The 23,800-nt window shown below is 59.1% G+C and carries 23 protein-coding genes and 6 tRNA genes; 11 read left to right on the top strand and 18 right to left on the bottom strand.

The features are described from left to right. Positions 1-105: 105 nt before the first annotated feature. Positions 106-1,053, bottom strand: coding sequence for a trehalose operon repressor TreR (treR, locus tag BN1135_RS12425; protein ID WP_042021524.1), 948 nt, complete (start codon positions 1,051-1,053; stop codon positions 106-108). 135 nt (positions 1,054-1,188) lie between these two features. Between treR and BN1135_RS12420 the strand changes: the two genes are divergently transcribed. The 6 genes from BN1135_RS12420 (at position 1,189) to pbpG (ending at position 6,872) form a co-directional block, all read left to right on the top strand. Further along, positions 1,189-2,139 (top strand): AEC family transporter, encoded by a 951-nt coding sequence (locus BN1135_RS12420; RefSeq protein WP_042021523.1) that lies wholly within the window; start codon positions 1,189-1,191, stop codon positions 2,137-2,139. A gap of 190 nt (positions 2,140-2,329) precedes the next feature. Continuing rightward, positions 2,330-2,524, top strand: a complete 195-nt coding sequence (locus tag BN1135_RS12415) for a heavy-metal-associated domain-containing protein (RefSeq protein ID WP_042021522.1) — start codon at positions 2,330-2,332, stop codon at positions 2,522-2,524. 130 nt (positions 2,525-2,654) lie between these two features. Further along, entirely contained in the window at positions 2,655-3,713 is a 1,059-nt protein-coding gene (ansB, locus tag BN1135_RS12410) for an L-asparaginase 2 (RefSeq protein ID WP_042021521.1), read from the top strand. Between the two features lie 204 nt (positions 3,714-3,917). Beyond that, entirely contained in the window at positions 3,918-5,210 is a 1,293-nt protein-coding gene (locus tag BN1135_RS12405) for a hemolysin family protein (RefSeq protein WP_042021520.1), read from the top strand. Between the two features lie 17 nt (positions 5,211-5,227). Next, complete coding sequence (locus BN1135_RS12400) at positions 5,228-5,893, top strand: DedA family protein (protein WP_042021519.1); 666 nt, start codon at positions 5,228-5,230, stop codon at positions 5,891-5,893. Between the two features lie 151 nt (positions 5,894-6,044). After that, on the top strand, positions 6,045-6,872 hold the full coding sequence (gene pbpG, locus BN1135_RS12395; RefSeq protein WP_042021516.1) for a D-alanyl-D-alanine endopeptidase: 828 nt from the start codon (positions 6,045-6,047) through the stop codon (positions 6,870-6,872). A gap of 347 nt (positions 6,873-7,219) precedes the next feature. Here the strand turns inward: pbpG and BN1135_RS12390 are convergent. The 9 genes from BN1135_RS12390 to alaS form a co-directional block, all read right to left on the bottom strand. After that, positions 7,220-7,296, bottom strand: a tRNA-Arg gene (locus BN1135_RS12390). Positions 7,297-7,326: 30 nt separating this feature from the next. Further along, positions 7,327-7,403 (bottom strand) — tRNA-Arg (locus BN1135_RS12385). A gap of 30 nt (positions 7,404-7,433) precedes the next feature. Continuing rightward, positions 7,434-7,510: transfer RNA gene (locus BN1135_RS12380), tRNA-Arg, on the bottom strand. A 30-nt stretch (positions 7,511-7,540) separates the two neighbouring features. Next, a tRNA-Arg gene (locus BN1135_RS12375) sits at positions 7,541-7,617 on the bottom strand. Between the two features lie 100 nt (positions 7,618-7,717). Then, positions 7,718-7,794, bottom strand: a tRNA-Arg gene (locus BN1135_RS12370). A gap of 3 nt (positions 7,795-7,797) precedes the next feature. After that, a tRNA-Ser gene (locus tag BN1135_RS12365) sits at positions 7,798-7,890 on the bottom strand. A 213-nt stretch (positions 7,891-8,103) separates the two neighbouring features. Next, positions 8,104-8,292, bottom strand: coding sequence for a carbon storage regulator CsrA (gene csrA, locus BN1135_RS12360; protein WP_042021513.1), 189 nt, complete (start codon positions 8,290-8,292; stop codon positions 8,104-8,106). 103 nt (positions 8,293-8,395) lie between these two features. Further along, positions 8,396-9,634, bottom strand: a complete 1,239-nt coding sequence (locus tag BN1135_RS12355) for an aspartate kinase (RefSeq protein WP_042021511.1) — start codon at positions 9,632-9,634, stop codon at positions 8,396-8,398. A gap of 16 nt (positions 9,635-9,650) precedes the next feature. Beyond that, a complete protein-coding gene (alaS, locus tag BN1135_RS12350; protein ID WP_042021508.1) occupies positions 9,651-12,275 on the bottom strand; it encodes an alanine--tRNA ligase in 2,625 nt (874 codons plus the stop codon). Positions 12,276-12,583: 308 nt separating this feature from the next. Between alaS and BN1135_RS22155 the strand changes: the two genes are divergently transcribed. Continuing rightward, positions 12,584-12,772 carry a hypothetical protein gene (locus BN1135_RS22155; protein ID WP_139245260.1) on the top strand — a complete coding sequence of 63 codons (189 nt, stop codon included), beginning with the start codon at positions 12,584-12,586 and terminating at the stop codon, positions 12,770-12,772. Here BN1135_RS22155 and BN1135_RS12345 read toward each other — a convergent pair. From BN1135_RS12345 to pncC, 3 genes are all read right to left on the bottom strand, one after another. Further along, positions 12,743-13,246 (bottom strand): regulatory protein RecX, encoded by a 504-nt coding sequence (locus tag BN1135_RS12345; protein WP_042021505.1) that lies wholly within the window; start codon positions 13,244-13,246, stop codon positions 12,743-12,745. The genes BN1135_RS22155 and BN1135_RS12345 overlap by 30 nt on opposite strands. A 39-nt stretch (positions 13,247-13,285) precedes the next feature. After that, positions 13,286-14,344 (bottom strand): recombinase RecA, encoded by a 1,059-nt coding sequence (gene recA, locus BN1135_RS12340; protein WP_042021503.1) that lies wholly within the window; start codon positions 14,342-14,344, stop codon positions 13,286-13,288. Between the two features lie 80 nt (positions 14,345-14,424). Then, on the bottom strand, positions 14,425-14,916 hold the full coding sequence (gene pncC, locus BN1135_RS12335; RefSeq protein WP_042021502.1) for a nicotinamide-nucleotide amidase: 492 nt from the start codon (positions 14,914-14,916) through the stop codon (positions 14,425-14,427). 248 nt (positions 14,917-15,164) lie between these two features. Between pncC and mutS the strand changes: the two genes are divergently transcribed. Then, entirely contained in the window at positions 15,165-17,756 is a 2,592-nt protein-coding gene (mutS, locus tag BN1135_RS12330; RefSeq protein ID WP_042021501.1) for a DNA mismatch repair protein MutS, read from the top strand. Between the two features lie 65 nt (positions 17,757-17,821). On the opposite strand, the gene BN1135_RS12325 is transcribed toward mutS, so the two are convergent. From BN1135_RS12325 to BN1135_RS12315, 3 genes are read right to left on the bottom strand one after another with little or no spacing between them, the layout of a single operon-like run. Further along, a complete protein-coding gene (locus tag BN1135_RS12325; protein ID WP_042021500.1) occupies positions 17,822-18,718 on the bottom strand; it encodes a type 2 periplasmic-binding domain-containing protein in 897 nt (298 codons plus the stop codon). Positions 18,719-18,775: 57 nt separating this feature from the next. After that, the gene (locus BN1135_RS12320; protein ID WP_042021498.1) at positions 18,776-19,465 is read right to left on the bottom strand and encodes an LrgB family protein; all 690 of its coding nucleotides are present in this window, start codon (positions 19,463-19,465) and stop codon (positions 18,776-18,778) included. Then, the gene (locus tag BN1135_RS12315; RefSeq protein ID WP_042021599.1) at positions 19,458-19,859 is read right to left on the bottom strand and encodes a CidA/LrgA family protein; all 402 of its coding nucleotides are present in this window, start codon (positions 19,857-19,859) and stop codon (positions 19,458-19,460) included. Before BN1135_RS12315 ends, BN1135_RS12320 begins: the two co-directional genes overlap by 8 nt. A gap of 134 nt (positions 19,860-19,993) precedes the next feature. Between BN1135_RS12315 and BN1135_RS12310 the strand changes: the two genes are divergently transcribed. Continuing rightward, a complete protein-coding gene (locus tag BN1135_RS12310; RefSeq protein ID WP_042021496.1) occupies positions 19,994-20,878 on the top strand; it encodes a LysR family transcriptional regulator in 885 nt (294 codons plus the stop codon). Here BN1135_RS12310 and BN1135_RS12305 read toward each other — a convergent pair. Then, positions 20,872-21,744 (bottom strand): ABC transporter substrate-binding protein, encoded by an 873-nt coding sequence (locus tag BN1135_RS12305; RefSeq protein ID WP_042021495.1) that lies wholly within the window; start codon positions 21,742-21,744, stop codon positions 20,872-20,874. The genes BN1135_RS12310 and BN1135_RS12305 overlap by 7 nt on opposite strands. A gap of 138 nt (positions 21,745-21,882) precedes the next feature. Further along, a complete protein-coding gene (gene ybaK / locus BN1135_RS12300; RefSeq protein WP_005336092.1) occupies positions 21,883-22,347 on the bottom strand; it encodes a Cys-tRNA(Pro) deacylase in 465 nt (154 codons plus the stop codon). A 207-nt stretch (positions 22,348-22,554) separates the two neighbouring features. On the opposite strand from ybaK, the gene BN1135_RS12295 reads away from it, so the two are divergent. Beyond that, on the top strand, positions 22,555-22,737 hold the full coding sequence (locus tag BN1135_RS12295) for a hypothetical protein (RefSeq protein ID WP_223290126.1): 183 nt from the start codon (positions 22,555-22,557) through the stop codon (positions 22,735-22,737). Between the two features lie 89 nt (positions 22,738-22,826). After that, positions 22,827-23,744: an IS5 family transposase gene (locus tag BN1135_RS12290; RefSeq protein ID WP_042021493.1), complete on the top strand. Its 918-nt coding sequence runs from the start codon at positions 22,827-22,829 to the stop codon at positions 23,742-23,744. The last annotated feature ends 56 nt before the right edge of the window (positions 23,745-23,800 follow it).

The raw sequence follows: 23,800 nt of genomic DNA, 5'->3' as shown, positions 1-23,800 counted from the left end.
CCATTTAGCATGCCGACAATCTGGCCAGATCGAGATGGGAACGTTCCCATTTCGTGGCCAGCGTCACAAAAAGCGCGTTTTTTGTTCAGTCGGAAGTGATGGGGCTCACAGGGTTCGGCAGGGGGCTATGGTCACCAACGGAGGCTGCTCCTGCTCAATCTGACCGAGCAGCTGGCGCGCTGCCTGCTCCCCCGCCCCCTTGTAGCCCAGATCGAGACTAAGGGCGTTGGGGAAGAGGAAGCTGAGCATGGGGTTGTTGCCAAGGCCGGTCACCAACACCTCACTACGCCCTTGTTCTTGCAGGTATTTTGCTGCGCCGATGGCGAGGGTGTCGCTGGCGCAAACCAGCGCCTGGGTGGCAGGAGTAAGCAGCTCGGCAGCCAGCCGGTAGCCACTCTGCAGGCTGAGATCGCCGAGGGCGCTGCGCGGGCTCAACCCCTGCTCTGCGCAGTAAGCGAGATAGGCGTCGAGGCGACGCTGGCCGGTGGTGAGATCCGAGGCATCCACCCCCAGATAGGCGATGTCGCGGGCGCCACGGCTGGCCAGCTGCGCCAGCATGGTGCGCACCGCACCGGCGTCATCGAAGCAGACCGAGGAGAAATCGGGATATTCACGGGCGACCAGCACCAGCTTATCTTTCAGCGGGGCCATGGCGGCATAGTCCAAGTCATTGAAGGCGAACAGGATGATGCCATCCACCCCGCGTCGCTCCAGCACCGCCAGATGCTCCTGCACCTTGGCAGGGGAGAACTTGCTCTCCATCAGCACCGCATCGTAGCCGCGCTGGTAGAGGGTCTCCAGCATGCCGCGCACCGCCTGATTCTCAGAGCTGGAATCGAGCCGCGAGACGATGATCCCCACCACCTGCTGACTCTGGCTGCGCATGGCCCGCGCCGACTTGCTCGGCACAAAGCCGTGTTCGGCGATGATCTGCTCCACCCGCTCGCGGGTCTCCTGCTTCACCTTGGGATCCTGATTAAGCACCCGGGAGACGGTCGACTTGCCGACGCCACTCAGTCGGGCGATATCGAGGATGGTCAGTTTCTTGTCCATGAATTGGCTCACAGGAGGCTAGGCGGTGGAAATGCCCACATTGTTGTGATTAACCCCTGCGAATACAAGCCCATGGCGTTAGAATGCACTCTTGCCCCGCCACCAGGGCGTGTGGGCACAGCACAGGACGCTATCATGGATCTGCTGGCCAGTCTGCTCTTCTCCCTCTCCATCACAGGCCCCATCTGCGTGGTGCTGTTGCTCGGGATCTGGCTCAAGCGGCTGGGATTGCTGCCGGATCCTTTTATCGAGTCGGCCTCCCGGCTGGTGTTTCAGGTCACCCTGCCCGCCCTGCTCTTTTTGAGCATTCTCGGTACCAATTTCGCCACCATGCCAAGCCTCTGGTTTATCGGCTATGGCCTGCTCGCCACCGTCATCAGCTACCTGCTGCTCGAATTGTTGGCCGGGCGTTTTATCACGGCGCAGCGGCTGCGCGGCATCTTCGTGCAGGGGAGCTTTCGCGGCAACAGCGCCATCATCGGGCTCGCCTATGTGCAAAACGCCTACGGCCATGACGGGCTGGGGGCGGCAGCCTTCTATGTAGGCGCGGTGACCGTGCTCTACAACATTCTCGCGGTGATCACCCTCACCCGCAGCCTAGGCGGCGCCACCGGTATCCGCCCCATCCTGCTCGGCATCATCAAGAATCCGCTGATCATCGCCATTGTGGCAGCGCTGCCATTTACCCTGCTCGGCATCAAGATGCCGCAACTGCTGCTCACCACCGGCAGCTACTTCGCCAACATGACGCTGCCGCTGGCACTGCTCTGTACCGGTGCCTCCCTCAGCCTTGATGCCCTGCGCGGTGGGGCAGCGCTGGCTGGTTGGGCTGCGGTGATGCGCCTGTGCCTGATCCCGGCCGCCTTCACCATGGGGGCGGCCCTGCTCGGCTTCAGTCATCTAGAGCTGGGCATCCTGTTTCTGATCAGCGCCACCCCGACCGCCGCAGCCAGCTATGTGATGACCCGTGCCATGGGAGGCGACAGTGCATTGGCAGCCAATATCATTGCCGTCACGACTCTCGGCTCACTGGTCACCACCAGCCTGGGGGCAACCCTGATGAACTATCTGGGACTGATGTACTGATATCTTTGCCTTGCCGGAGTCGGCTAGGTGCAGGCACTCAATATCATCATCGCCACCACGACCCCGGACTCGCAGGTCACTGCAAGTCTGGAGGCAACCCTGATGAACTATCCGGGTTGATGTACTGACATCTTGACCTTGCCGGAGGCGGCAGCTTTAGGCTGGCGTTCATCAACAGAGGAGATACACCATGACCATCGAACTCACCGTGTCCGGCATGTCCTGTGGTGGCTGCGCCGCCAGCCTGCAAAAAGCCCTGCTGGCCCAGAGCGCTGTCGCTACAGCTACCGTCGATTTCGCCAGCAGCAAGGCCGTTATCGAAAGTGATCTGAGCAAAGCAACGCTGATCGCTCTGATCGAAGCCCAGGGCTTTCAGGTAGGTTAATTTATCTCTATAGAGGTATAAAACAGGTTAAAAATCTGTACTCACCTGTCTTTTGGTGAGTTTTATCACAACAAACCGCTACAGAAAGCGCAAAATCGCTGCAATTTCCCCTATCAGAAGGATTTGCCGCATGACCTTACCGATCCGCAAGACCCTGATCGCCGCCGTTGTTGGCCTGACCCTCTCCCCCATGGCGATGGCCCTGCCCAGCGTCCACATTCTGGCCACTGGCGGCACCATCGCCGGTGCGGGTCAGTCTGCCACCCAATCCAACTACGAGGCGGGTAAAGTCGCCATCGAAACCCTGATTGCCGCCGTGCCCGAGATGAAAAACGTGGCCGATGTCCAGGGTGAGCAAGTGGTCAAGATCGGCTCCCAGGACATGAACGACGAGGTGTGGCTCAAGCTGGCCAAGCGGGTCAACGAGCTGCTGGCCAAGGATGACGTGGACGGCATCGTCATCACCCACGGCACCGACACCATGGAAGAGACCGCCTACTTCCTCAACCTGACCGTCAAGAGCGACAAGCCGGTGGTGCTGGTTGGCGCCATGCGCCCCTCCACAGCCATGAGTGCCGATGGCCCGCTAAACCTCTATAACGCCGTGGTCACCGCCTCCGACCCGAGCTCCAAGGGCCGTGGCGTGATGGTAGCGATGAACGATACCGTGCTGGATGCCCGCGACGTCACCAAAACCAACACCACCGGGGTGCAGACCTTCGCCTCTCCCAACTTCGGCCCGCTGGGTTACATCCACAACGGCAAGATCGACTATCAGCGCACCCCGGCCCGCCTGCACACCAGCAAGACCCCGTTCGATGTGAGCAAGCTCGACAAGCTGCCGCAAGTGGGCATCGTCTACAACTATGCCAACGCCACCGATCTGCCGGCCAAGGCAATGGTCGATGCCAAATTCGACGGCATCGTCAGTGCTGGCGTGGGTAACGGCAACCTCTACCACACCCTGTTCGATACCCTGACCCAGGCGAGCAAGGATGGTATCCGCGTGGTGCGCTCTGCCCGTGTACCGACTGGCGCCACCACTCTGGATGCCGAGATCGATGATGCCAAATACGGCTTTGTGGCCTCTGGCACCCTCAACCCGCAAAAATCCCGCATCCTGCTGATGCTCTCTCTGACCCAGAGCAAGGATCCGGCCCAGATCCAGCGCTGGTTCCAGCAGTTCTGATCAGATCAGCCTGACAGACCATACCAAGGGCGGGATTTCCCGCCCTTTTGCATCAGCCCACCCCATCCGGATCATCTCTGCCAGCCATGCCAAGCCAACGTCATAAAATGAACCTGCTGCAACACCTGCTTTCACAAGCACATCTGCGCCAAATTCATTACACTGCCCACGATCTTCTCTCTCTCTAAGAGGCACGACTGCAGTATGGAAATCTTGATCCTGTTGGGATTGATTTTGCTTAATGGCATTTTTGCCATGTCAGAAATCGCCATCGTCACCGCTCGCAAAGCGCGCCTTGGCAAGCTGGCCAGTGAAGGCAACCGTTCCGCCGCTATCGCCCTCAAGCTGGGCGAAGATCCAACCAACTTTCTCTCCGCTGTGCAGATCGGCATCACCAGTATCGGCCTGCTCAACGGTATCTATGGCGAGTCCCTGCTGGCTCAGCCCTTCTCGCTCTGGCTGCAGGAGTGGGGACTCTCGGCTAAAAGTAGTGGCCTGCTCGCTACCGTTATCGTCATTGTGGTTGTCACCTACCTCTCCATCGTGGTGGGGGAGTTGGTGCCCAAACGGCTGGGGCAGCTGAATGCCGAGCGCATCGCCTGTCTGGTGGCTCGCCCCATGCACTGGCTCGCCACCCTGACCCGCCCCTTCGTCTGGCTGCTGTCAGCCTCGACCAATGCCGGCCTGCGGCTGCTGCGGGTCAACCAGAATGGCAATAGCAACGTCACCGAGGAGGAGATCCACGCCATGCTGGTGGAAGGGTCGGAAGCCGGGGTGATCGAAGACCACGAGCACACTATGCTGCGCAACGTGTTTCGGCTTGACGAACGCAGCCTCTCCTCACTGATGGTGCCACGCAGCGATATCCACTATTTGGATCTGGCCCAGCCGCTGGCGGTCAACCTGCAACGACTGGTGGAATACCGCCACAACTTCTTCCCGGTCTGCAATGGCAGCCTGTCGGAACTGGTGGGGATCATCAACGTGAACACCCTGCTGCTGGCCTATATCAAGGGCGAGCCCATCGATCTGGCGGCCCTGACCGAGGAGGGTAGCCTGCTGCCCGAGACCCTGGACGGCCTGGAGCTGCTCAACCATTTTCGTTCCCATGCCGAGCACATGGTGCTGGTGGTTGATGAATATGGCGAGCTGCAAGGTCTGGTCACCCAGCAGGATCTGCTGGAGGCACTGGCGGGGGATTTCCAGCAGGAGGATGGCTCTGATAACTGGGCATTCCAGCGTGCCGATGGCAGCTGGCTGCTCGACGGCCTGATCCCGCTGCCGGAGTTGAAGGACTGCCTGGAGCTGGTTCGGCTGCCAGAAGAAGAAAAACATCACTATCACACCCTTGGAGGGCTTATCATGCTGCTCCTTGGTCGTGTTCCAAAAACCGGAGATCTGGTGACACTGGAACAGTGGCAACTGGAGATAGTTGACATGGATGGTCTGCGCATCGACAAGGTGCTTGCCATGCCCTTGACCGATCAACCCAGCTAACCTGCGGAGTTTGCAAGATGGAGCAGTTTTACCAACTGGCTCACGCCTTTATGAATCATGATCTGAACACCCTTTCCGATCCCAAGATGGCCTTCATGATCTGTGGTGTGATTTTGACGTTTCTGGTATTGGAAAACGGATTCATCCCTACCGCCTTTCTACCCGGTGACAGCCTGCTGATCCTCACCGGCGTGCTGATTTATCAAGACGTATTGTCCCTCGGGGTGATCCCGCTGTTGATCATGGCCACCTTTGTCGGCACCTGGCTTGGCTATATGCAAGGGCGCGTCCTCGGCCACACCCAGATGTACCATCGGCTGATGTCCCATGTGGAAGAGCGACACCAGCAGAAGGTTTACCACCTGCTGGACAAGTACGGGATCATCACCCTGATCACCGCTCGCTATATCGCCTTCGTGCGCACCGCCTACCCCTATATCGTCGGTGCCACCGAGCTGCCGCAGGGGCGCTTTCTCATCGTCAACCTGATCAGCTCCATCATGTGGATCTGCCCGCTGGTCGGTTTCGGTTATTATCTGAGCCATACCAAGCTGGCAGCGGAATACCAGACCCAGTTCCTCAACATCATCATCTATCTGCCGGTGGTGCTGCTGGTGGGTGGCATGGTGGCACTGGTCTGGCGCTGGATCAGCAAACGCAGGGCAGTACAGCCACGAGATTGATCTGTCACCCAAACCTAAAAGCCCTCACCCGAGGGCTTTTTTGATCGCGCTTTTGCGCAAACAGGATAAATAGTCTCGAAAGGCCCTTGTAAAGCAGGGGCAAAAATGAGTGAATCTAGCGCCTTTTTTGGATGGGAATGGAGTCGGTTGTATGCGGTATCGGATTCGCGCAGTAGCGCTGGTTGTCGGCTTGATGGGAATGCTGGGATTGCCTGGGGTCAACGCCGCCCCCAACCCTGCCAAACTGGATGTTCGCTCCAGCAGCGCGCTGGTTCTTGATGTCAACACGGGCAAGACGCTCTATCAAAAAAATGCCACCAAGGTGCGCCCCATTGCCTCCCTCACCAAGCTGATGACCGCGTTGGTAGTGCTGGATGCCAAACAGAATCTCAGTCAGACCCTGACGGTTGACAAGAACGATCTGGATCGGGTCAAACACACCCATTCACGCATCCGCATGGGCACCAAGGTGACCCGCCGCGATGCGCTGCATCTGGCGCTAATGTCCTCAGAGAACCGGATGGCCTCCGCACTGGCGCGTCACTATCCGGGTGGCCGCAGTGCCTTTGTGCGGGCGATGAACAACAAGGCCAGAGCGCTCGGGATGCGCAATACCCACTTCTACGACTCCACCGGCCTCTCGACCCGTAACGTCTCTACCGCCCAGGATCTGGGCAAGCTGGCAGCAGCGGCCTATCGCCAACCACTGATCCGCCAGTTCACCCAGGATGAGAACCGGGAAATGCGGTTCAGCTCACCGGCTTACAGCCTGATGTTCAACAACACCAACCCGCTGGTGAAAAACTCGGATTGGGATGTGCGCCTCTCCAAAACCGGTTTTACCGATGAAGCGGGCCGCTGTCTGGTGATGCGCGCCAAGCCCGACCGCCAGGAGCTTGCCATTGTGCTGCTCAACTCGGTGGGCAAACGCACCCCGATCGGCGATGCCAATCGTATTCGCAAGTGGCTGAAAAGCTGAGTTGACCTTCTCACGTCAAAAGGATGCTGCGGCATCCTTTTTTATTACCCGTAAAACACCACTGCTGGCGGTACAAGGGGTTGGCTGTTACGCCCTGAGCGATGACATGGCACGCTATCCGCCGTTGCAGCAACAGACATACAGAGCGCAGGCAGAAGCGGTAATAGAGATAGGGGGTAACCCTGGTCAGAAAACCGGTACCCAATAGCGGGAAGCGAAGCAGAAGAGATGGCAAGAGCAGATCGACAGCACAGTGGACGACCCGTCACCACGGAAGCAGATCCGCACCGCAGAGGTGAATTTCGCATATAAAAAAACAGCCCCGACCTGAGTCGAGGCTGTCTATATGGTGCGCCCGGGAGGATTCGAACCTCCGACCACCTGGTTCGTAGCCAGGTACTCTATCCAGCTGAGCTACGGGCGCTCATAAACTTTTTAATACTGCTTTCAAATATGGTGCGCCCGGGAGGATTCGAACCTCCGACCACCTGGTTCGTAGCCAGGTACTCTATCCAGCTGAGCTACGGGCGCTCACAAACTTTTTAGTACTGCTTTCAAAAATGGTGCGCCCGGGAGGATTCGAACCTCCGACCACCTGGTTCGTAGCCAGGTACTCTATCCAGCTGAGCTACGGGCGCTCACAAACTTTTTGATACTGCTTTCAAATATGGTGCGCCCGGGAGGATTCGAACCTCCGACCACCTGGTTCGTAGCCAGGTACTCTATCCAGCTGAGCTACGGGCGCTCTGTTTTAAAACGATAAAAAAAGCTTACTTATCAGTAAGCCTTTTTCAAAGTGCCGACTTGCTGATGGTCAACACATGACTCTTGCTTGAGTCTAAATATGGTGCGCCCGGGAGGATTCGAACCTCCGACCACCTGGTTCGTAGCCAGGTACTCTATCCAGCTGAGCTACGGGCGCAAATGGCGGAGAAGGGGGGATTCGAACCCCCGATGCGGGTATAAGCCGCATACTCCCTTAGCAGGGGAGCGCCTTCAGCCTCTCGGCCACCTCTCCGTTTGCGGGGCTGATAATACTTCACAGGGATTTTTAGTCAAACACTTTTTTGGAGAAAAAAGCGCGTTCGCTCAGCATTTGGTCAAAGCGTGGAATATTCAAGCAATATCACTACTTAGGGCGCCGTTTTGCCCGTTGCAAGGCAATGTCAGCTATCAGAAAAACAAAAGGCGACACATAAGGTGTCGCCTTGTCACAGTCATCAACCGCTACTTAGAAGTTGGGTTGTGCCGGCACTTTTTCAGCCTGAATACGCTGGTAAATCTCTTCACGGTGAACAGAGACCTCTTTCGGTGCGTTGACACCGATACGGACCTGGTTACCTTTAACGCCCAATACGGTGACAGTCACTTCATCACCAATCATCAGGGTTTCCCCAACACGACGAGTCAAAATAAGCATTCGCTTGCTCCTGTATCTTGTTTTGTTTTTATATCGATATGCGACATTATCTTACAAAGATACCGATATGGTAAATGGTTGAAACTAAATCAATCAGAGATTGTTAGCCCAAGGGCTGCTCCTGGGGTGCCTGATCCAACCCGAAAGCCGCGTGCAGGGCCCGCACTGCCAGCTCCAGGTACTTCTCGTCAATCACCACAGAGATCTTGATTTCAGAGGTCGAGATCAACTGCATGTTGATCCCCTCCTCGCCCAATACCTTGAACATGGTGCGAGCAACCCCGGGGTGGTTCCACATGCCGACACCGACAATGGAGACTTTGGCTATCTCGCCATTCCCTTGGACACAGGAGGCGCCCAGCGCAGTGGCGGTCTCCTCCAGCAATGCCCGGGCACGACGATAGTCATCACGATTCACCGTAAAGGTGAAGTCGGCAGTGCCATCACCCAGGGTGTTCTGCACAATCATGTCGACATCAATGTTGGCGTCGCTGATCGGATTGAGGATCTGCGCGGCAACGGTTGGTCTGTCAGGCACGCCCAGAATGGTCAGGCTGGCCTCGTTGCGGTTAAAAGCGATCCCGGATACCAGGGGAGCTTCCATCCTTTCACCTCCATATGTGATTAAGGTTCCCTCTCCAGCGATAAAGCTCGACAGCACCCGCAGCGGGACACGGTACTTGCCCGCAAACTCCACCGAGCGGATCTGCAGCACCTTGGCCCCCAGACTGGCCATCTCCAGCATCTCCTCGAAGGTGATGGTATCGAGACGCCGGGCCTTGGGTTCGATGCGCGGATCCGTGGTGTACACCCCATCCACATCGGTAAATATCTGGCACTCATCGGCCTTGATGGCCGCCGCCACCGCAACCGCAGTGGTGTCCGAGCCACCGCGGCCCAGCGTCGTGATGGCGTTATGCTCGTCACGGCCCTGGAAACCGGCGATCACCACCACCTTGCCCGCCCCCAGCTCAGTCTGAACCCGTTCGGTGTCAATGTGGGTGATACGCGCCTTGCCATAGGCGGAATCGGTATGAATACGCACCTGATCACCGGTCATTGAGACCGCCGGGCAACCACGCTGATTCAAGGCGATCGCCAGCAGCGCTATGGTGACCTGCTCACCGGTGGAGACCAGCACATCCATCTCGCGCCGGTTGGCATCAGGGTCCAGCTGCTGGGCCATGCCCAGCAACCGGTTGGTTTCGCCCGACATGGCAGAGACAACCACCACCACATCATGTCCTTGGGCGCGGGTCTGTTGAACCCGCTCCGCTACCGCCGCGATCCGCTCGAGAGTGCCGACCGACGTGCCGCCGTACTTCTGTACATAGAGTGCCACAGATCACCTCACCTGCTTACAGGCGCTCTTCCAGCCAGGAGTGAACAGATTGCAGCGCCGCAGGCACAGCTTCCGGCAGAGTACCACCCGCCTGAGCCATGTCTGGACGGCCACCGCCCTTGCCACCCACCTGCAGGGCAACCAGATTGACCAGCTCACCAGCCTTGACCTTGCTGGTCAAATCGCTGGTGACACCGGCGATCAGGTTGACCTTGTCATCACCGCTGGTTGCCAGTAAGACGACACCGGACTTCATGCGGTTTTTCAGCTCGTCCAGTATGCCACGCAGGGCTTTTGGATCGGCCCCTTCCAGCGCGGCAATCAGTACTTTCTGACCGTTAATCTCGATCACCTGGCTCAGCAAGTCACTACCGGCCTGAGCCGCCAGTTTGGCCTTGAGCTGCTCCAGCTCGCGCTCCATCATCTTGGATTTATCCAACATCTGGCGCACCTTGCTGCCGATGGAGAACTGATCGCCTTTCACCAGCGCGGCAGCCTCTTCAAACTGCTCGGCCAGCTGGTGCATGAAGTCGATAGCGCCCTTACCAGTCACCGCTTCGATACGGCGAATGCCTGCCGCGATACCACTCTCGGCGATGATCTTGAAGAAGCCGATATCACCGGTGCGCTTGGCGTGAGTACCACCACACAGCTCGGTGGAGTAGTCGCCCATGCGCACGACACGCACGTCATCTTCGTACTTTTCACCAAACAGCGCCATGGCACCGGCAGACTTGGCTGCATCCAGATCCATCACCTGAGTGTCGATCTCATGGTTGGCACGGATCTGGGCGTTGACCAGCTCTTCGATGCGACGAATGGTCGCCATGGTCAGCCCTTCGAAGTGAGAGAAGTCAAAGCGCATACGCTCAGCCCCCACCAGAGAACCTTTCTGGGTCACGTGATCCCCCAGCGACTGACGCAGGGCGGCATGCAACAGGTGCGTCACCGAGTGGTTCAACGCCACGTCCTGACGACGAGCATCATCAACCACAGCTTCAACCTCGGCGCCCTTCTCCAGGGTGCCCAGCTCCATGTAACCCTTATGGATGATCGCCTTACCCGCCTTCAGGGTATCGGTCACGGCAAAGATGCCGTCGTCCACTTTCAGGGTACCGCTGTCACCTACCTGACCACCGGATTCGGCGTAGAAGGGGGTCTGCTCCAGCACGATGACGGCTTCGTCACCGGCTATCAGACCACTCACCTCTTCGGTGCCCTTGTAAATGCCGAGCACGCGGGTGCGCTCGCTCAGGTTCTGGTAACCGGTAAACGGCGTTTCGAAGTCGAGCTTGAGCATCTCGTTGTAGTTCACGCCGAAGCTGGATGCCTCTTTGGCACGAGCACGCTGCTTCTGCATCTCGACGGTGAAGCCCTCTTCATCGATGCTGATGTCGCGCTCGCGCACCACGTCAGCAGTCAGATCGGCCGGGAAGCCGTAGGTGTCATACAGCTTGAACACCACCTCACCCGGCACGACTTTGGCGTCGCCCAGGTTGGCCAGCACATCTTCCAGCAGCAGCAGACCGCGATCCAGGGTGCGGACAAACTGCTCTTCCTCGATGCGCAGCACGCGCTCGACCAGCGGCAGTTGGGCTATCAGCTCGGCACCCACATCCTTCATCTGCACCGCCAGTTCGGCAGCCAGTTTGAAGAAGAAGACCTCGGTAGCGCCCAGCTTGCGACCGTGGCGCACGGCGCGACGGATGATGCGGCGCAGCACATAGCCACGACCTTCGTTGGAGGGCATCACGCCATCTGCGATCAGGAAGGCACAAGAACGAATGTGGTCGGCGATGACGCGCAGAGACTGGTTGCTGAGATCAGTGGTACCGACGATCTCGGCCGCTTTCTTGATCAGCGCCTGGAAGATGTCGATTTCGTAGTTGGAGTGCACACCCTGCATGATGGCGGAGATACGCTCCAGACCCATACCGGTATCCACGGACGGACGGGGCAGCGGCTCCATGGTGCCGTCAGCCTGACGGTTGAACTGCATGAACACCACGTTCCAGATCTCGATGAAACGGTCACCATCCTCTTCCGGTGAGCCGGGACGGCCACCCCAGATGTGATCGCCGTGGTCATAGAAGATCTCGGTACAAGGACCGCACGGGCCGGTATCCCCCATAGCCCAGAAGTTGTCGGACGCATAAGGTGCACCCTTGTTGTCACCGATGCGCACGATGCGATCGGCCGGTACACCGACCTCTTTTTCCCAGATATCGAACGCTTCATCGTCAGTCGCGTAGACAGTCACCAACAGGCGCTCTTTCGGCAGCTGCAGCACTTCGGTCAGAAACGCCCAGGCAAACTTGATGGCGTCATGCTTGAAGTAATCGCCGAAGCTGAAGTTACCCAGCATTTCGAAGAAAGTGTGGTGACGGGCGGTATAGCCGACGTTTTCCAGGTCATTGTGTTTACCACCGGCACGGACACAACGCTGGGACGTGGTGGCGCGGTTGTAGGCACGCTTCTCGGCGCCAAGGAACACATCCTTGAACTGGTTCATACCCGCGTTGGTAAACAACAGAGTCGGGTCGTTATGCGGTACCAGCGAGCTGGAGGAGACAACCTGGTGTTCCTGGGAACGGAAATACTCGAGAAACGCCGCGCGTATCTCTGACGTGGACATATACATGGAAAACCCTGCTTGATTCGAATACGGACTTTTAATCGCATTAATGTAAGTTTTCTGCGGGGCAAAGTAAAACGTACCAGCCTGTCACGGGCGAAAAAGCGCGCATAAACGGATACGAAGAGAAAAGGGAGGCAAACAGCGGCTTTTTGAGCCAGAGATCAAGCCAAAAGCAGAGGAAAATAGGCGAGTGGCACGGAAGAATCGGCCTTTTGCCATACCCGACACCCAAGCCACTGAATGGGCTGGAAAAATCCTATAGAGGCAACATAAGGGGCATCACTGCATGGTGCCAGGAAAAGGAAAGAGAGATGCCGGAACGCCGTAACCGTGACGAGCGGCACGGCCTGCGGCTCTCCATCAGCGCGATGCCGAAACAGCAACACCATCCCGTGATCAATATGTCTAACAATAGGGCGGGCACCGCGTTGTCTCACGACCTTGCATCACGCGACAAGGCACCGGCCCCGCTACTCTGCGGCCGACTCTTGCAGGGCTGAGATCGCATAGCGCGCCTGATCCTGGGTAAAGCCACGCCCCAGCAGATACTTGAGCCACTTCATCCGCAGCTTGAAATCCGCCAGATCAGCCACCCGGGCGCGCCGTTCGAGCAGGGCAAACGCCAGCTCGAACCAGTCCAGCTCCGGCTGATCGAAGGCGGCATCGATCTGCATATCGTCGAGCCCCTTGCGGCGCAGATCAAAGCGGATCTTGATGGGGCCATGCCCCTTGGCCGCACCGGCCCGTACCGCCATGCAGCCGTAACGTTCGTCGTTGACCCAGTTGTAACCGCGGCAGTAGTCAACCACCGCCGCAATCACCTCTTCCTTGAAGCCCTGCTGGCGCAGCCGGTTGGCCAGCTCAGACTCGGCGCTCTCGCGGCGGGCCAGACTGCGCATGGCAAAAGCGCGGGCGGCAGCAAACAGCTCTTCAAAGGAGAGTTCAACGGGTTCAGGGAGAGATTCATCGACCATAAATGACAAGGCCGGGTATCAACCCGGCCTCCTTATACCTTATTCGAACTCTTGTTCGCTTTCATCTTCGAGCTCTTCGTCAGCCACTACCGGCTTTTCGGCGGGAGCCGCACCGGATAGCAGCAGCTCACGCAAGCGCACCTCGATCTCGGCGGCCATCGTCTTGTTCTCGGCAAACAGCTTCATGACGTTGGCCTTGCCCTGACCAATCTTCTCGCCGTTGTAGCTGTACCAGGCACCGGCTTTGTCGATCAGCTTGTGCTTGACCCCCAGATCCACCAGCTCGCCCTCTTTGGAGATACCGACACCGTAGAAAATCTGGAATTCAGCCTGCTTGAAGGGCGGAGCTACCTTGTTCTTGACCACTTTGACGCGGGTCTCGTTACCGACCACTTCGTCGCCTTCCTTGATAGCGCCGATACGACGGATATCCAGACGCACGGAGGCGTAGAACTTGAGCGCGTTACCACCAGTGGTGGTCTCCGGGCTACCGAACATCACGCCGATCTTCATCCGGATCTGGTTGATGAAGATGCACAGGCAGTTGGCGTTCTTGATGTTGGCGGTCAGCTTGCGCAGCGCCTGAGACATCAGACGAGCCTGCAGGCCGACGTGGGAATCACCCATCTCCCCTTCGATTTCTGCTTTCGGGGTCAGGGCCGCCACGGAGTCGACGATGATGACGTCAACGGCGTTGGAGCGTACCAGCATGTCGCAGATTTCCAGCGCCTGTTCACCGGTATCCGGCTGGGAGATCAGCAGGTCGTCAACATTGACGCCCAGCTTGGCAGCATAGATAGGGTCGAGGGCGTGTTCCGCATCGATAAAGGCACAGACCTTGCCTTTCTTCTGGGCTTCCGCGATCACCTGCAGGGTGAGGGTGGTTTTACCGGAAGATTCCGGGCCGTAGATCTCGACGATACGGCCACACGGCAGGCCGCCAATGCCCAGCGCCACGTCCAGCGAGAGGGAACCGGTAGAGATGGCTTCGATATCCATGGTCTTGCTGTCGCCCAGACGCATGATGGAACCTTTGCCGAACTGCTTTTCAATCTGACCCAGCGCAGCCGCCAGTGCCTTCTGTTTGTTCTGATCCATGCCAATCTCCGCTGGAAATCGTGAGTAAGAAGTGAAGTTGGGCTAAGTATACTGTCTATTCATACAGTATCAAGCCCAATTTATCTGAGCAGGGCCAACAGACCCGACAAGGCCTGTCTCACCGCCTGCTGGCGCACCTGTCGGCGATCCCCGTCGAAGCGGGCAAGCAGGGAGTGGTGACGGCCGTTGCGGTCAGCCCAGGCGAACCAGACGGTGCCGACCGGCTTGTCTTCGGTGGCGCCACCGGGGCCGGCGATGCCGCTGATGGCCACACTGATGGCAGCCGACGAGTGAGCCAGCGCGCCACGGGCCATCTCCAGCACCACGGCTTCGCTCACCGCGCCATGCTGTGCAAGAGTCTCGCCGCTCACCCCCAGCATCTGCTGCTTGGCTTCGTTGGTGTAGGTGACAAAACCGCGATCAAACCAGCCGGAGCTGCCCGCTATATCGGTGATGGCGCTGGCCACCCCGCCGCCAGTACAGGATTCGGCGGTCGCCGCCAGCCAGCCCCGCTGACCGAGGGCACGCCCCAGTTCGATGGCAAGCTGCTCTATCTCTGTATCCAGTTTCATCACGACTCCTGCTGATCCACTCAAGAGGCACATTATGCGATCCCGCTACCGCCCCCCGCAACCACGGCAGACCGCGCTTGCCTGCAGCAATGGGGGGTCGCTCCGGTGTCACGCCTTCAACACCACAGAGCTGCCGCGCCCGGAACACCCGCTCCCCCGTCGCGGCGCTTATGTGTAGAATGGCGCCATCAAGCTCAAGGCTCATCACCGCAGACACTGGCCCGCAGAGGCCCCTTCTGGAACAGAACATGACCGCACAACACCAAGCCAGCGGCGCCACTGGCTCCGCTTCCGGCGCCAATCTGAGCGCCCACACGCCCATGATGCAGCAGTACCTTGGCCTCAAGGCCGAGAACCCGGAGATCCTGCTGTTCTACCGGATGGGCGACTTCTACGAGCTGTTCTATGACGATGCCCGCAAGGCCTCCCAGCTGCTCGATATCTCCCTGACCAAGCGCGGCCAGTCGGCGGGTAGCCCCATCCCGATGGCGGGAGTGCCCTATCACGCCATCGAAGGCTATCTGGCCAAGCTGGTGCAGCTCGGCGAATCTGCCGCCATCTGCGAGCAGGTGGGGGATCCCGCCACCAGCAAGGGGCCGGTGGAGCGCAAGGTGATCCGCATCATCACCCCGGGCACCGTCTCCGATGAGGCGCTGCTCAGTGAACGACAGGACAACCTGATCGCTGCCGTCTACCACGATGGCCGCCGCTTCGGCTATGGCACCATGGACATCGGCTCCGGCCGCTTCTTCATCAACCAGTTCGACAAGGAAGAGACGTTACTGGCGGAGCTGCAACGCACCAATCCGGCGGAGCTGCTCTATCCCGAATCGTTCGAGTTCCTGCACCATATCGAGGGTCGTCGTGGCCTGCGTCGCCGCCCTGAGTGGGAGTTTGAGCTGGGCACCGCCCGCAAGCTGCTCTGCCAGCAGTTCGGCACCCAGGATCTGGTGGGCTTTGGCGTCGACAAGAGCGAGACTGCCCTGTGCGCCGCCGGTTGCCTGATGCAATACGTGAAAGACACCCAGCGCACTGCCCTGCCCCACATCCGCAGCGTGCGCCTCGAGCAGCCCGATCACGCAGTCATCATGGATGCCGCCACCCGCCGCAATCTGGAGCTGACCCAGAATCTGGCGGGGGGCTATGAAAATACCCTGGCCGAGGTGCTGGATCGCACCGCCACCCCCATGGGCAGCCGCTTGCTCAAGCGCTGGATCCACCAGCCGATCCGCGATCGGGTGATCCTGAAAGGTCGCCAGAGCACCATCAAGGAGCTCATCGAGCAGAACCTCTACGACGAGTTGGGCGGTCTGCTGCGCCAAGTCGGCGACGTGGAGCGGGTACTGGCTCGTCTGGCCCTGCGTTCAGCACGTCCGCGCGACCTCACCCGCCTGCGTCAGGCCTTCGCCCAGTTGCCCGAGTTGCAGCGCCTGCTGGCGGACAACGAACACGAAGCGGTGCAGCAACTGGCCGAGCGCGCCAGCACCTTCCCCGAGCTGCTCGACCTGCTGGAGCGCGCGGTGATGGAGGTACCGCCGGTGCTGATCCGCGATGGCGGCGTCATCCGTGACGGCTTTAATCAGGAGCTGGACGAGCTGCGGGATCTGGCCGACGGGGCCACGGCCAGCCTGGCCCGTATCGAGGAGCGGGAGAAGCTGCTGACTGGCATCAACACCCTCAAGGTGGGCTACAACCGGGTACACGGCTTCTACATCGAAGTGAGTCGCGCCAACAGCCATCTGGTGCCAGCCCACTACATCCGCCGCCAGACCCTCAAGAACAACGAACGCTACATCATCGACGAGCTGAAAAAGTACGAGGACAAGGTGCTCACCGCCCAGTCCCAGGCGCTGGCGCTGGAGAAGCGGCTCTACGAAGAACTGCTCGATAGCCTGCTGCCTCACCTCGGCGATCTGCAGGAGTCCGCTGCCGCACTGGCAGAGCTGGATGTGCTGGCCAATCTGGCGGAGCGGGCCGAGAGCCTCGACTACCGCTGCCCAACCCTCATCGACGAGGATCAGATCCTGATCGAGGCGGGCCGCCATCCAGTGGTGGAGCAGGTGATGAGCGATCCCTTTATCGCCAACCCGATCAATTTGCAGCGTAGCCGCCGCATGCTGATCATCACAGGTCCCAACATGGGCGGTAAATCCACCTACATGCGCCAGACCGCGCTGATCGTGCTGCTGGCCCATATCGGCGCCTTCGTGCCCGCCGACAGCGCCCGCATCGGCCCCATCGACCGCATCTTCACCCGCATCGGGGCATCGGACGATCTCGCCTCCGGCCGCTCCACCTTTATGGTGGAGATGACCGAGACCGCCAATATCCTCAACAACGCCACCGCCCGCAGTCTGGTGCTGATGGACGAGATTGGTCGCGGCACCAGCACCTACGACGGCCTCTCGCTGGCGTGGGCCTGCGCCGAACAGCTGGCGAGCAAGATTGGCGCCTACACCCTGTTCGCCACCCACTACTTCGAGTTGACCCGCTTGCCGGAGCTGATGGAGGGGCTGGCCAACGTCCATCTGGATGCGGTGGAGCACGGCGACACCATCGCCTTTATGCATGCGGTGCAGGAGGGGGCGGCCAGCCGCTCCTACGGTCTGCAAGTCGCCGCGCTGGCGGGGGTACCGAAATCGGTGATCCAGCAGGCCCGTCACAAACTGCACGAGCTGGAAAGCGCCACCCCGGTGGCCGCCGGTGAAACCCGCCCGGCCCCGGTGACCCTCGCCCCGCAGCCCCATCCGGTGGTGGAAGAGCTGGCAGGGGTGCACCCGGACGAGCTGACCCCCCGTCAGGCGCTCGACCTGCTCTATCGCCTCAAGCAGATGTTGTAAGCTCTTGCCGCTGCTCTGGCATGCAAAAGGGGAACCGTGAGGTTCCCCTTTCTTTGCCTGCTCGCTCAGGGCGTCCCCTTGCCGAATTGCTGACGAATGGGGTCATACTGGTAGGGGGTAAGGTCAACGCCGAGGGGGGTTAATAGCGGATTTTCCAGCTCAAACAGCTGACGGGCCGGCAAATTGGCCCGCTCAAGGCCGGCTCTGAAATAACTCGCCCAGAGCTTTTGCAAAGATCCATCAAGCCAAGCTAATTGCAACCCCTTGGTAATACGGATAACCCCCTGCTTGTTATCCTTGTTGGTGTAGAAAAGATGGGGGAAGGGATAATGGATCAGCACCTGCTTGTCGACCCGCAGCCCCAGCTCCGGGCGCTGTTCCAGCTCGGTATACAGCTCGTTGGCACCACGACAAAACAGGTCTATCCGCCCACGCGACACTAACTTGAACAACCGCTCATAACTGTCTACCTCCTGCACCTGCATACCCGCATGGTGCAAAATAAACACATCCTGCCAGCCACGTCCCTGTCCATGCTGCAGTGCTTGTAACTGCTCCAATCGGGTGATATTGGCGACCTCACGCTCCCGCTGGGGGCTGACAAAACAGATGCGATAACCCAAGATGCCAAGCTCGGCGGGGAAAGGCACATAATCAAGGAATAGCATTTCATCAGGGGTGCGCTGGCTATCGGCCGAGAAGAAGTTGGGATAAGTGCCCAGCCGGACTTCAAGACGAAGTCGAACCCGGTTCATCTGCGGGGCAGGCCGCAACTGGTAGTCACCATGGCTATCGAGGGTTTTCTCCAGCGCCAGCTGCAGCACATCACGGTAGTAGAGTGCCCGTGTATCCTGATCACTTTCAGGGCTGGGATGAGTAAAAATAGCGGCGGCCTGCAGGGCGGGCATTGGTAACAAAACGCCACCCAACAAGCAAAATAGCAAGCGCCAGCAAAGAGTCATAAACAGTATCCATACAACCTGATGGTTTGAGTGTAGTGCGCCAACCGCTATCGGGGATTACCAGAACACCCGCCCCAGCAGGGGCGCCAGCAACACGGTCACCATACCGGCGATCATCATCACCATGCTGGAGACCACCCCCTCTTCGTTCCCCATCTGATAGGCCTTTGCGGTGCCAGCACCGTGGGCCGAGGCACCAAAACCCGCCCCCTTGCCGAGACGGCTGCGAATAGCCAACACGGTGAGCACGCTCTCCCCCACTGCCATGCCGATCACTCCGGTCAGCACCACAAACAGGGCGGTGAGATCGCTCTGGCCACCGATGGCGCGGGTCGCCTCCACCGCAAAGGGGGTGGTGATAGAGCGCATCGCCAGACTGCGTTGCAGCATGTCGGAAAGATCCAGCCAGCGGGCCAGCAGCACTGTGCTACCAACCGCCATGATGACCGAGGCGACCACCCCCACCGACAGCGACAGCCAGTGGCGACGAATGAGCTGGCGATTCTCGTGCACCGGTACCGCGAAGGCGACGGTGGCCGGTCCCAGCAGCCAAAGCAGCCAGTGAGATTGGGCCATGTAATCCTGATAGGGGATGTGGAACAGCAGCACCATGGCCACCAGCAGGGTCGGCGCCAGCAGCAGCGGCATCAGCGGCAGGATGCGCTTCTTGCCATAGAGCCACTTGCTGGCGTAGTAGAAGATCAGGGTGAGGGCGAAGCAGAGCAGCCCGAGCAGGGTATCAGACATGACGGCGACTCCGGCGGGCCAGTTTCAGTTCAAGGCGATAGACCCGATCCACCACCAGCGCTGTGGTGCCCAGCACTAGCGTGGTGCTCACCAGCAGCACCACCATGATCCGCCACCCCTCCTGCAACAGCAGATCCTGATAGTTGACCACCGCCACCACGGCAGGAACGAAGAACAGCAGCATCTCCGCCAGCAGCCAGCGGGCCCCAGCACGGAACCACTCGACCTTGACCACCCCAAGCAGGATGCAGGCCAGCAGCAACAGCATGCCGGTAAGGTTGGCCGGGAGTGGCAGATGAAGGGTGCGCACCGCGGTATCGGCCAACAGCCAGATGGCCGCCAGCAACACAATCTGGAAGGGAGTCTGTAACCAGCGCAAGCAGAGGGTTTTCATGAACATCGTCTTTCTGTGAACCGGTTCACAGTATAGAGATGCGCCAAACCTTCAAATAATGAATTAAAATTATCAAATTCATGCCAAAAAGGCATGCTTCATCCCATACCCGCCCACACGAGTCGAGAGAGTCCATGGATATTCGTGCCCTGCGCTATTTTGTCGAGCTGGTGCGAGAGCAGAGCTTTACCCGCGCCTCTGAAAAACTGTTTGTCACCCAGCCCACCATCAGCAAGATGATCCGCAATATCGAGGAGGAGCTGGGCCAGCCCCTGCTCAACCGGGAGGGGCGCCGCTTCACCCTGACCGACAGCGGCCAGGTACTGTTCAACCGCGCCCAGACCATTCTGGCGGAGATGCAGCAGCTGGAGGCTGAACTGGCGGATCTGCAGAGCCTGCAACACGGTCGCCTCACCCTCGGCATTCCCCCCATGGTCGGCCACGTCTATGCGGATCTGATCCGCGCCTATCGTACCCGCTATCCCAAGGTGGAGCTGACGCTGGTGGAGTACGGCGGTCGCCGCATCGAGCAGGCGGTGCTGGAAGGTGAGCTGGATCTGGCCATCACCATGCTGCCGACCAAAGAGGGGGGCGCCCTCAGCGCGCTGGAGCTGGATCAATACCCGATTAGGGTGGTACTGCCGGATCAACCCCGCTGGCGCGGCGATACGCCGCTGCGGCTGGAGTCCCTGCAGGAGGAGCCCTTCCTGCTCTATACCCAGGCCTTCACCCTGAGCGAGCGACTGGAGCAGGCATGTCAGAACGCGGGCTTTGTGCCGCAAGTGGCGGCGCGCAGCAGCCAGTGGGATTTTCTCACCGCCATGGTACGCAGCGGCATGGGGATCGCCTTTTTACCGGAGCCGGTCTGCAACCGGCTGACCCCGGACGGGCTGGTACTGCGGCCGCTGGAGCCCGAACTGAGCTGGCAACTCGGGGTGATCTGGCCGAGCGAGCGCTATCTGTCGCGCACCGCCGAAGCCTGGCTGGATCTCTGCCGCCAGCGGCAGCAGCCTCACTGATCACCGAAGCGATCGGTTTGCGGATTGTAGAAGTAGGGGCGGTAATCGAAGCTTATTCCCTTGAGAAAGGGGTTTTCCAGCCGAATGAGGCGTCGCTCTGGCAGCTTGGCAAAGGCGATGGCTGGGCCAAAGCTCTTGCGCCACAGCGCCTGGAGCGAGCCATCCTGCCACGCCAACTGCAACCCCTGCTCGACCCGCTTGAGCGCCTCGCGATTGTGGGGGTTGGTGTAGAAGACTCGCGGCAAGGGGTAGTAGAGCATCAGGGCATCATCGACCTTGAGCCCCTCAATCTCCTGATGAGTGAGCTGCTCGCTGCGCAGCTCGCTCACCCCGCGACAGAAGAGATCGAAACGGCCCCGCGCCACCATCTTGAACAGCAGCTCATATCCCTCGATATCCACCACTTCGAGCCCGGCGTGACGCAAGATATCCACATCCAGCCAGCCCCGACCCTGGCCGAAGGTGAACTGACGCAGCCCCTTGAGGTCGGTCACCCTGGCCACTGCCGCCTGTTGCTGCGGGCTGACAAAACAGATCCGGTAACTGACGATGCCCAGATGGATGGGAAAGCGGACATAGGCCAACCCCAACCGCTCGCGGGTCCGGCTGTAGCTGTCCATCACAAAGAAGTTGGGAAAACTGTCGAGCTGCAGGCTGAGCCGCTCGCGCGCCTTGGTCATAGGCGGCGCAGGCTCCAGCAGATAGTCACCAAACTGATCACGGGTCTTGTCGAGGGCGAGGCGCAGCAACTCCCGGTCATAGGTGGTGCGCGGATCCCGCTCGCTCTCCGGGCTGACATAGGTGTAACGGGTTGCGGCCAGCAAAACAGCAGGGAACAATAAGAGGCAGAACAGCAGTCGCGACATGTTGGCCAAGCTCACACAACAAGGTCTATCCAGTATAGACCTGCCCGTATCCCCTTGAACACAGTACGATAATGGGAGGGCTCAGAGCCTGAGCGGTAGCGTGGCTCTGCTCATGACTCCTCTTACTGCTCGCCCATCTCACTCTTCACCGATAGGGGCAGCGATCCACTTCATCAAGGTCAGCATATCCTGTGGCGCCACCCCGACCGAGAGGCCGCGCTTGCCGCCGCTCACCAGGATCTCGTCAAACTGCAGGGCCGACTCATCGAGCACGGTGGGCAGCAGCTTCTTCTGAGCCAGCGGGCTGATACCACCCACCTTGTAACCGGTCAGCTTCTCCGCCTCCGCCGGCTTCATCATCTCCACCTTCTTGAGGCCGGTCGCCTTGGCCAGCTGCTTCAGGCTGCACATGCCGGATGAGGGAACGATGGCCACCACCGCCTGCTTGTCGTGATGGGCAACCAGAGTCTTGAACACCTGCGCCTCCGGCAGCCCGAGCTGGGTCGCGGCATGCTTGCCGAAATCGTCGTGGGCTTCGCACTCGTAGGGGTAGAGCTTGTGGGGAATTTTGAGCTTCTTCAGCAGGTTGATGGCTGGAGTCATGATGGTTGCCTTGAATCGAATCGCATAAAAACAAGGCCAAACAGTCTGCGCCTCATGATTGGGTGATGCAAGTCGCAAGGGATATTGGCTGGCCGCAATGCAATGAACTTTTGCCACAGTAGACGAGAAAACTTGAGCAAATTGAGTCCAAATGGGTATTACTTTAACCCTTTGACGGAGCCACGACCCCGTACTGCAGGAACCCGTATGCAATTAACCACACCCCAAACGCCGCAAGACGATGAGTTCGCGGCCCTGCGCAATGGCCTGAACGGTTTCAACGAGACCATGACAGGCCAACTGCTGAGCGAGCGAATCACCAGCTTTACCAAGGATAAAGACGGGCGTGTGCGGGGCGGTATTCTGGCGAATGGCGGTTGTAGGTGCTGAGGGCGTTGTTTCCTAAATCGATGCAGCTTGAATGGAACTAATTGGAAACCCAGTGATCTGATCACCACCATCCTCTTCAAGTCTGCATCATGGGCAAGTCGCTTCACCCCATCACCAACTGGCCTCAATACAACAAGTCTTTGATTAACCGTGGTTCACTCACCTTCTGGGTTGATGCCGAGGCCATGAGCAACTGGTTTCACCACGACCATCATGGGCGGCGGGGACGCAGCCAGCTCTACACCGACCAGAGCATAGGTACCTTTCTGATGCTCAAAGGGATTTTCAGCCTCACGCTGCGAGCCACTCAGGGGCTACTCGACTCCCTGTTCGAGCTGATGAATGTGCCGCTGTGTGCCCCGGACTACAGCTGTGTCAGCAAGCGTGCACGCACAGTGAAGGTGGCCTATCGGCAGCCCCCTAAGGGGCGCATTACCGACCTGGTTATCGACTCGACAGGTCTGAAAGTGTTTGGTGAAGGCGAGTGGAAAGTCAGAAAACACGGCGCTGAGAAACGTCGAGTCTGGCGCAAGTTGCATCTGGCGGTAGATCCGGTGACTCACGATATCATGGCGGCAGAAGTGTCGCTGGAGAATGTGCATGACGCAGAGGTGTTGCCGACCTTGCTCAATCCTCTGCGTCGCAAGCTGGGGCGTGTTTACGCGGATGGCGCCTATGACAACAAAGCCAGCCATCGGTTGATTGCGCGTAAAGGGGCGACGGCGTGTATCCCGCCTCGCAAGAACGCAGGGCTATGGAAAAAGGGCCATCCGAGAAATGAGGCGGTGCAGGTGATGTGCAAGGAAGGGCTGGCGCACTGGAAGAAGATATCGGGGTATCACCGTCGTTCGCTGGCAGAGACAGCGATGTTCCGGTTCAAACAGTTAATGGCAGGCCAAATCACCCTGCGAAAATACAATGGTCAAGTGGGAGAAGTGATTGCGTATGTGAGCGCGATAAATAAACTGAACACCCTTGGTCTGCCTGTAAGAAAGCCCCGAGTGTAGCGGTCACCCGGGGCTGGGGAAGTCATGACTTGCTGGCTGATTTGGGAAACAACGCC

Origin of the sequence: Aeromonas sobria, assembly GCF_000820145.1 — a bacterium.
Lineage (GTDB): Bacteria > Pseudomonadota > Gammaproteobacteria > Enterobacterales > Aeromonadaceae > Aeromonas > Aeromonas sobria.
Note: the sequence above shows the minus strand (reverse complement) of the source record. Positions and strands in the feature narration are given on the sequence as shown.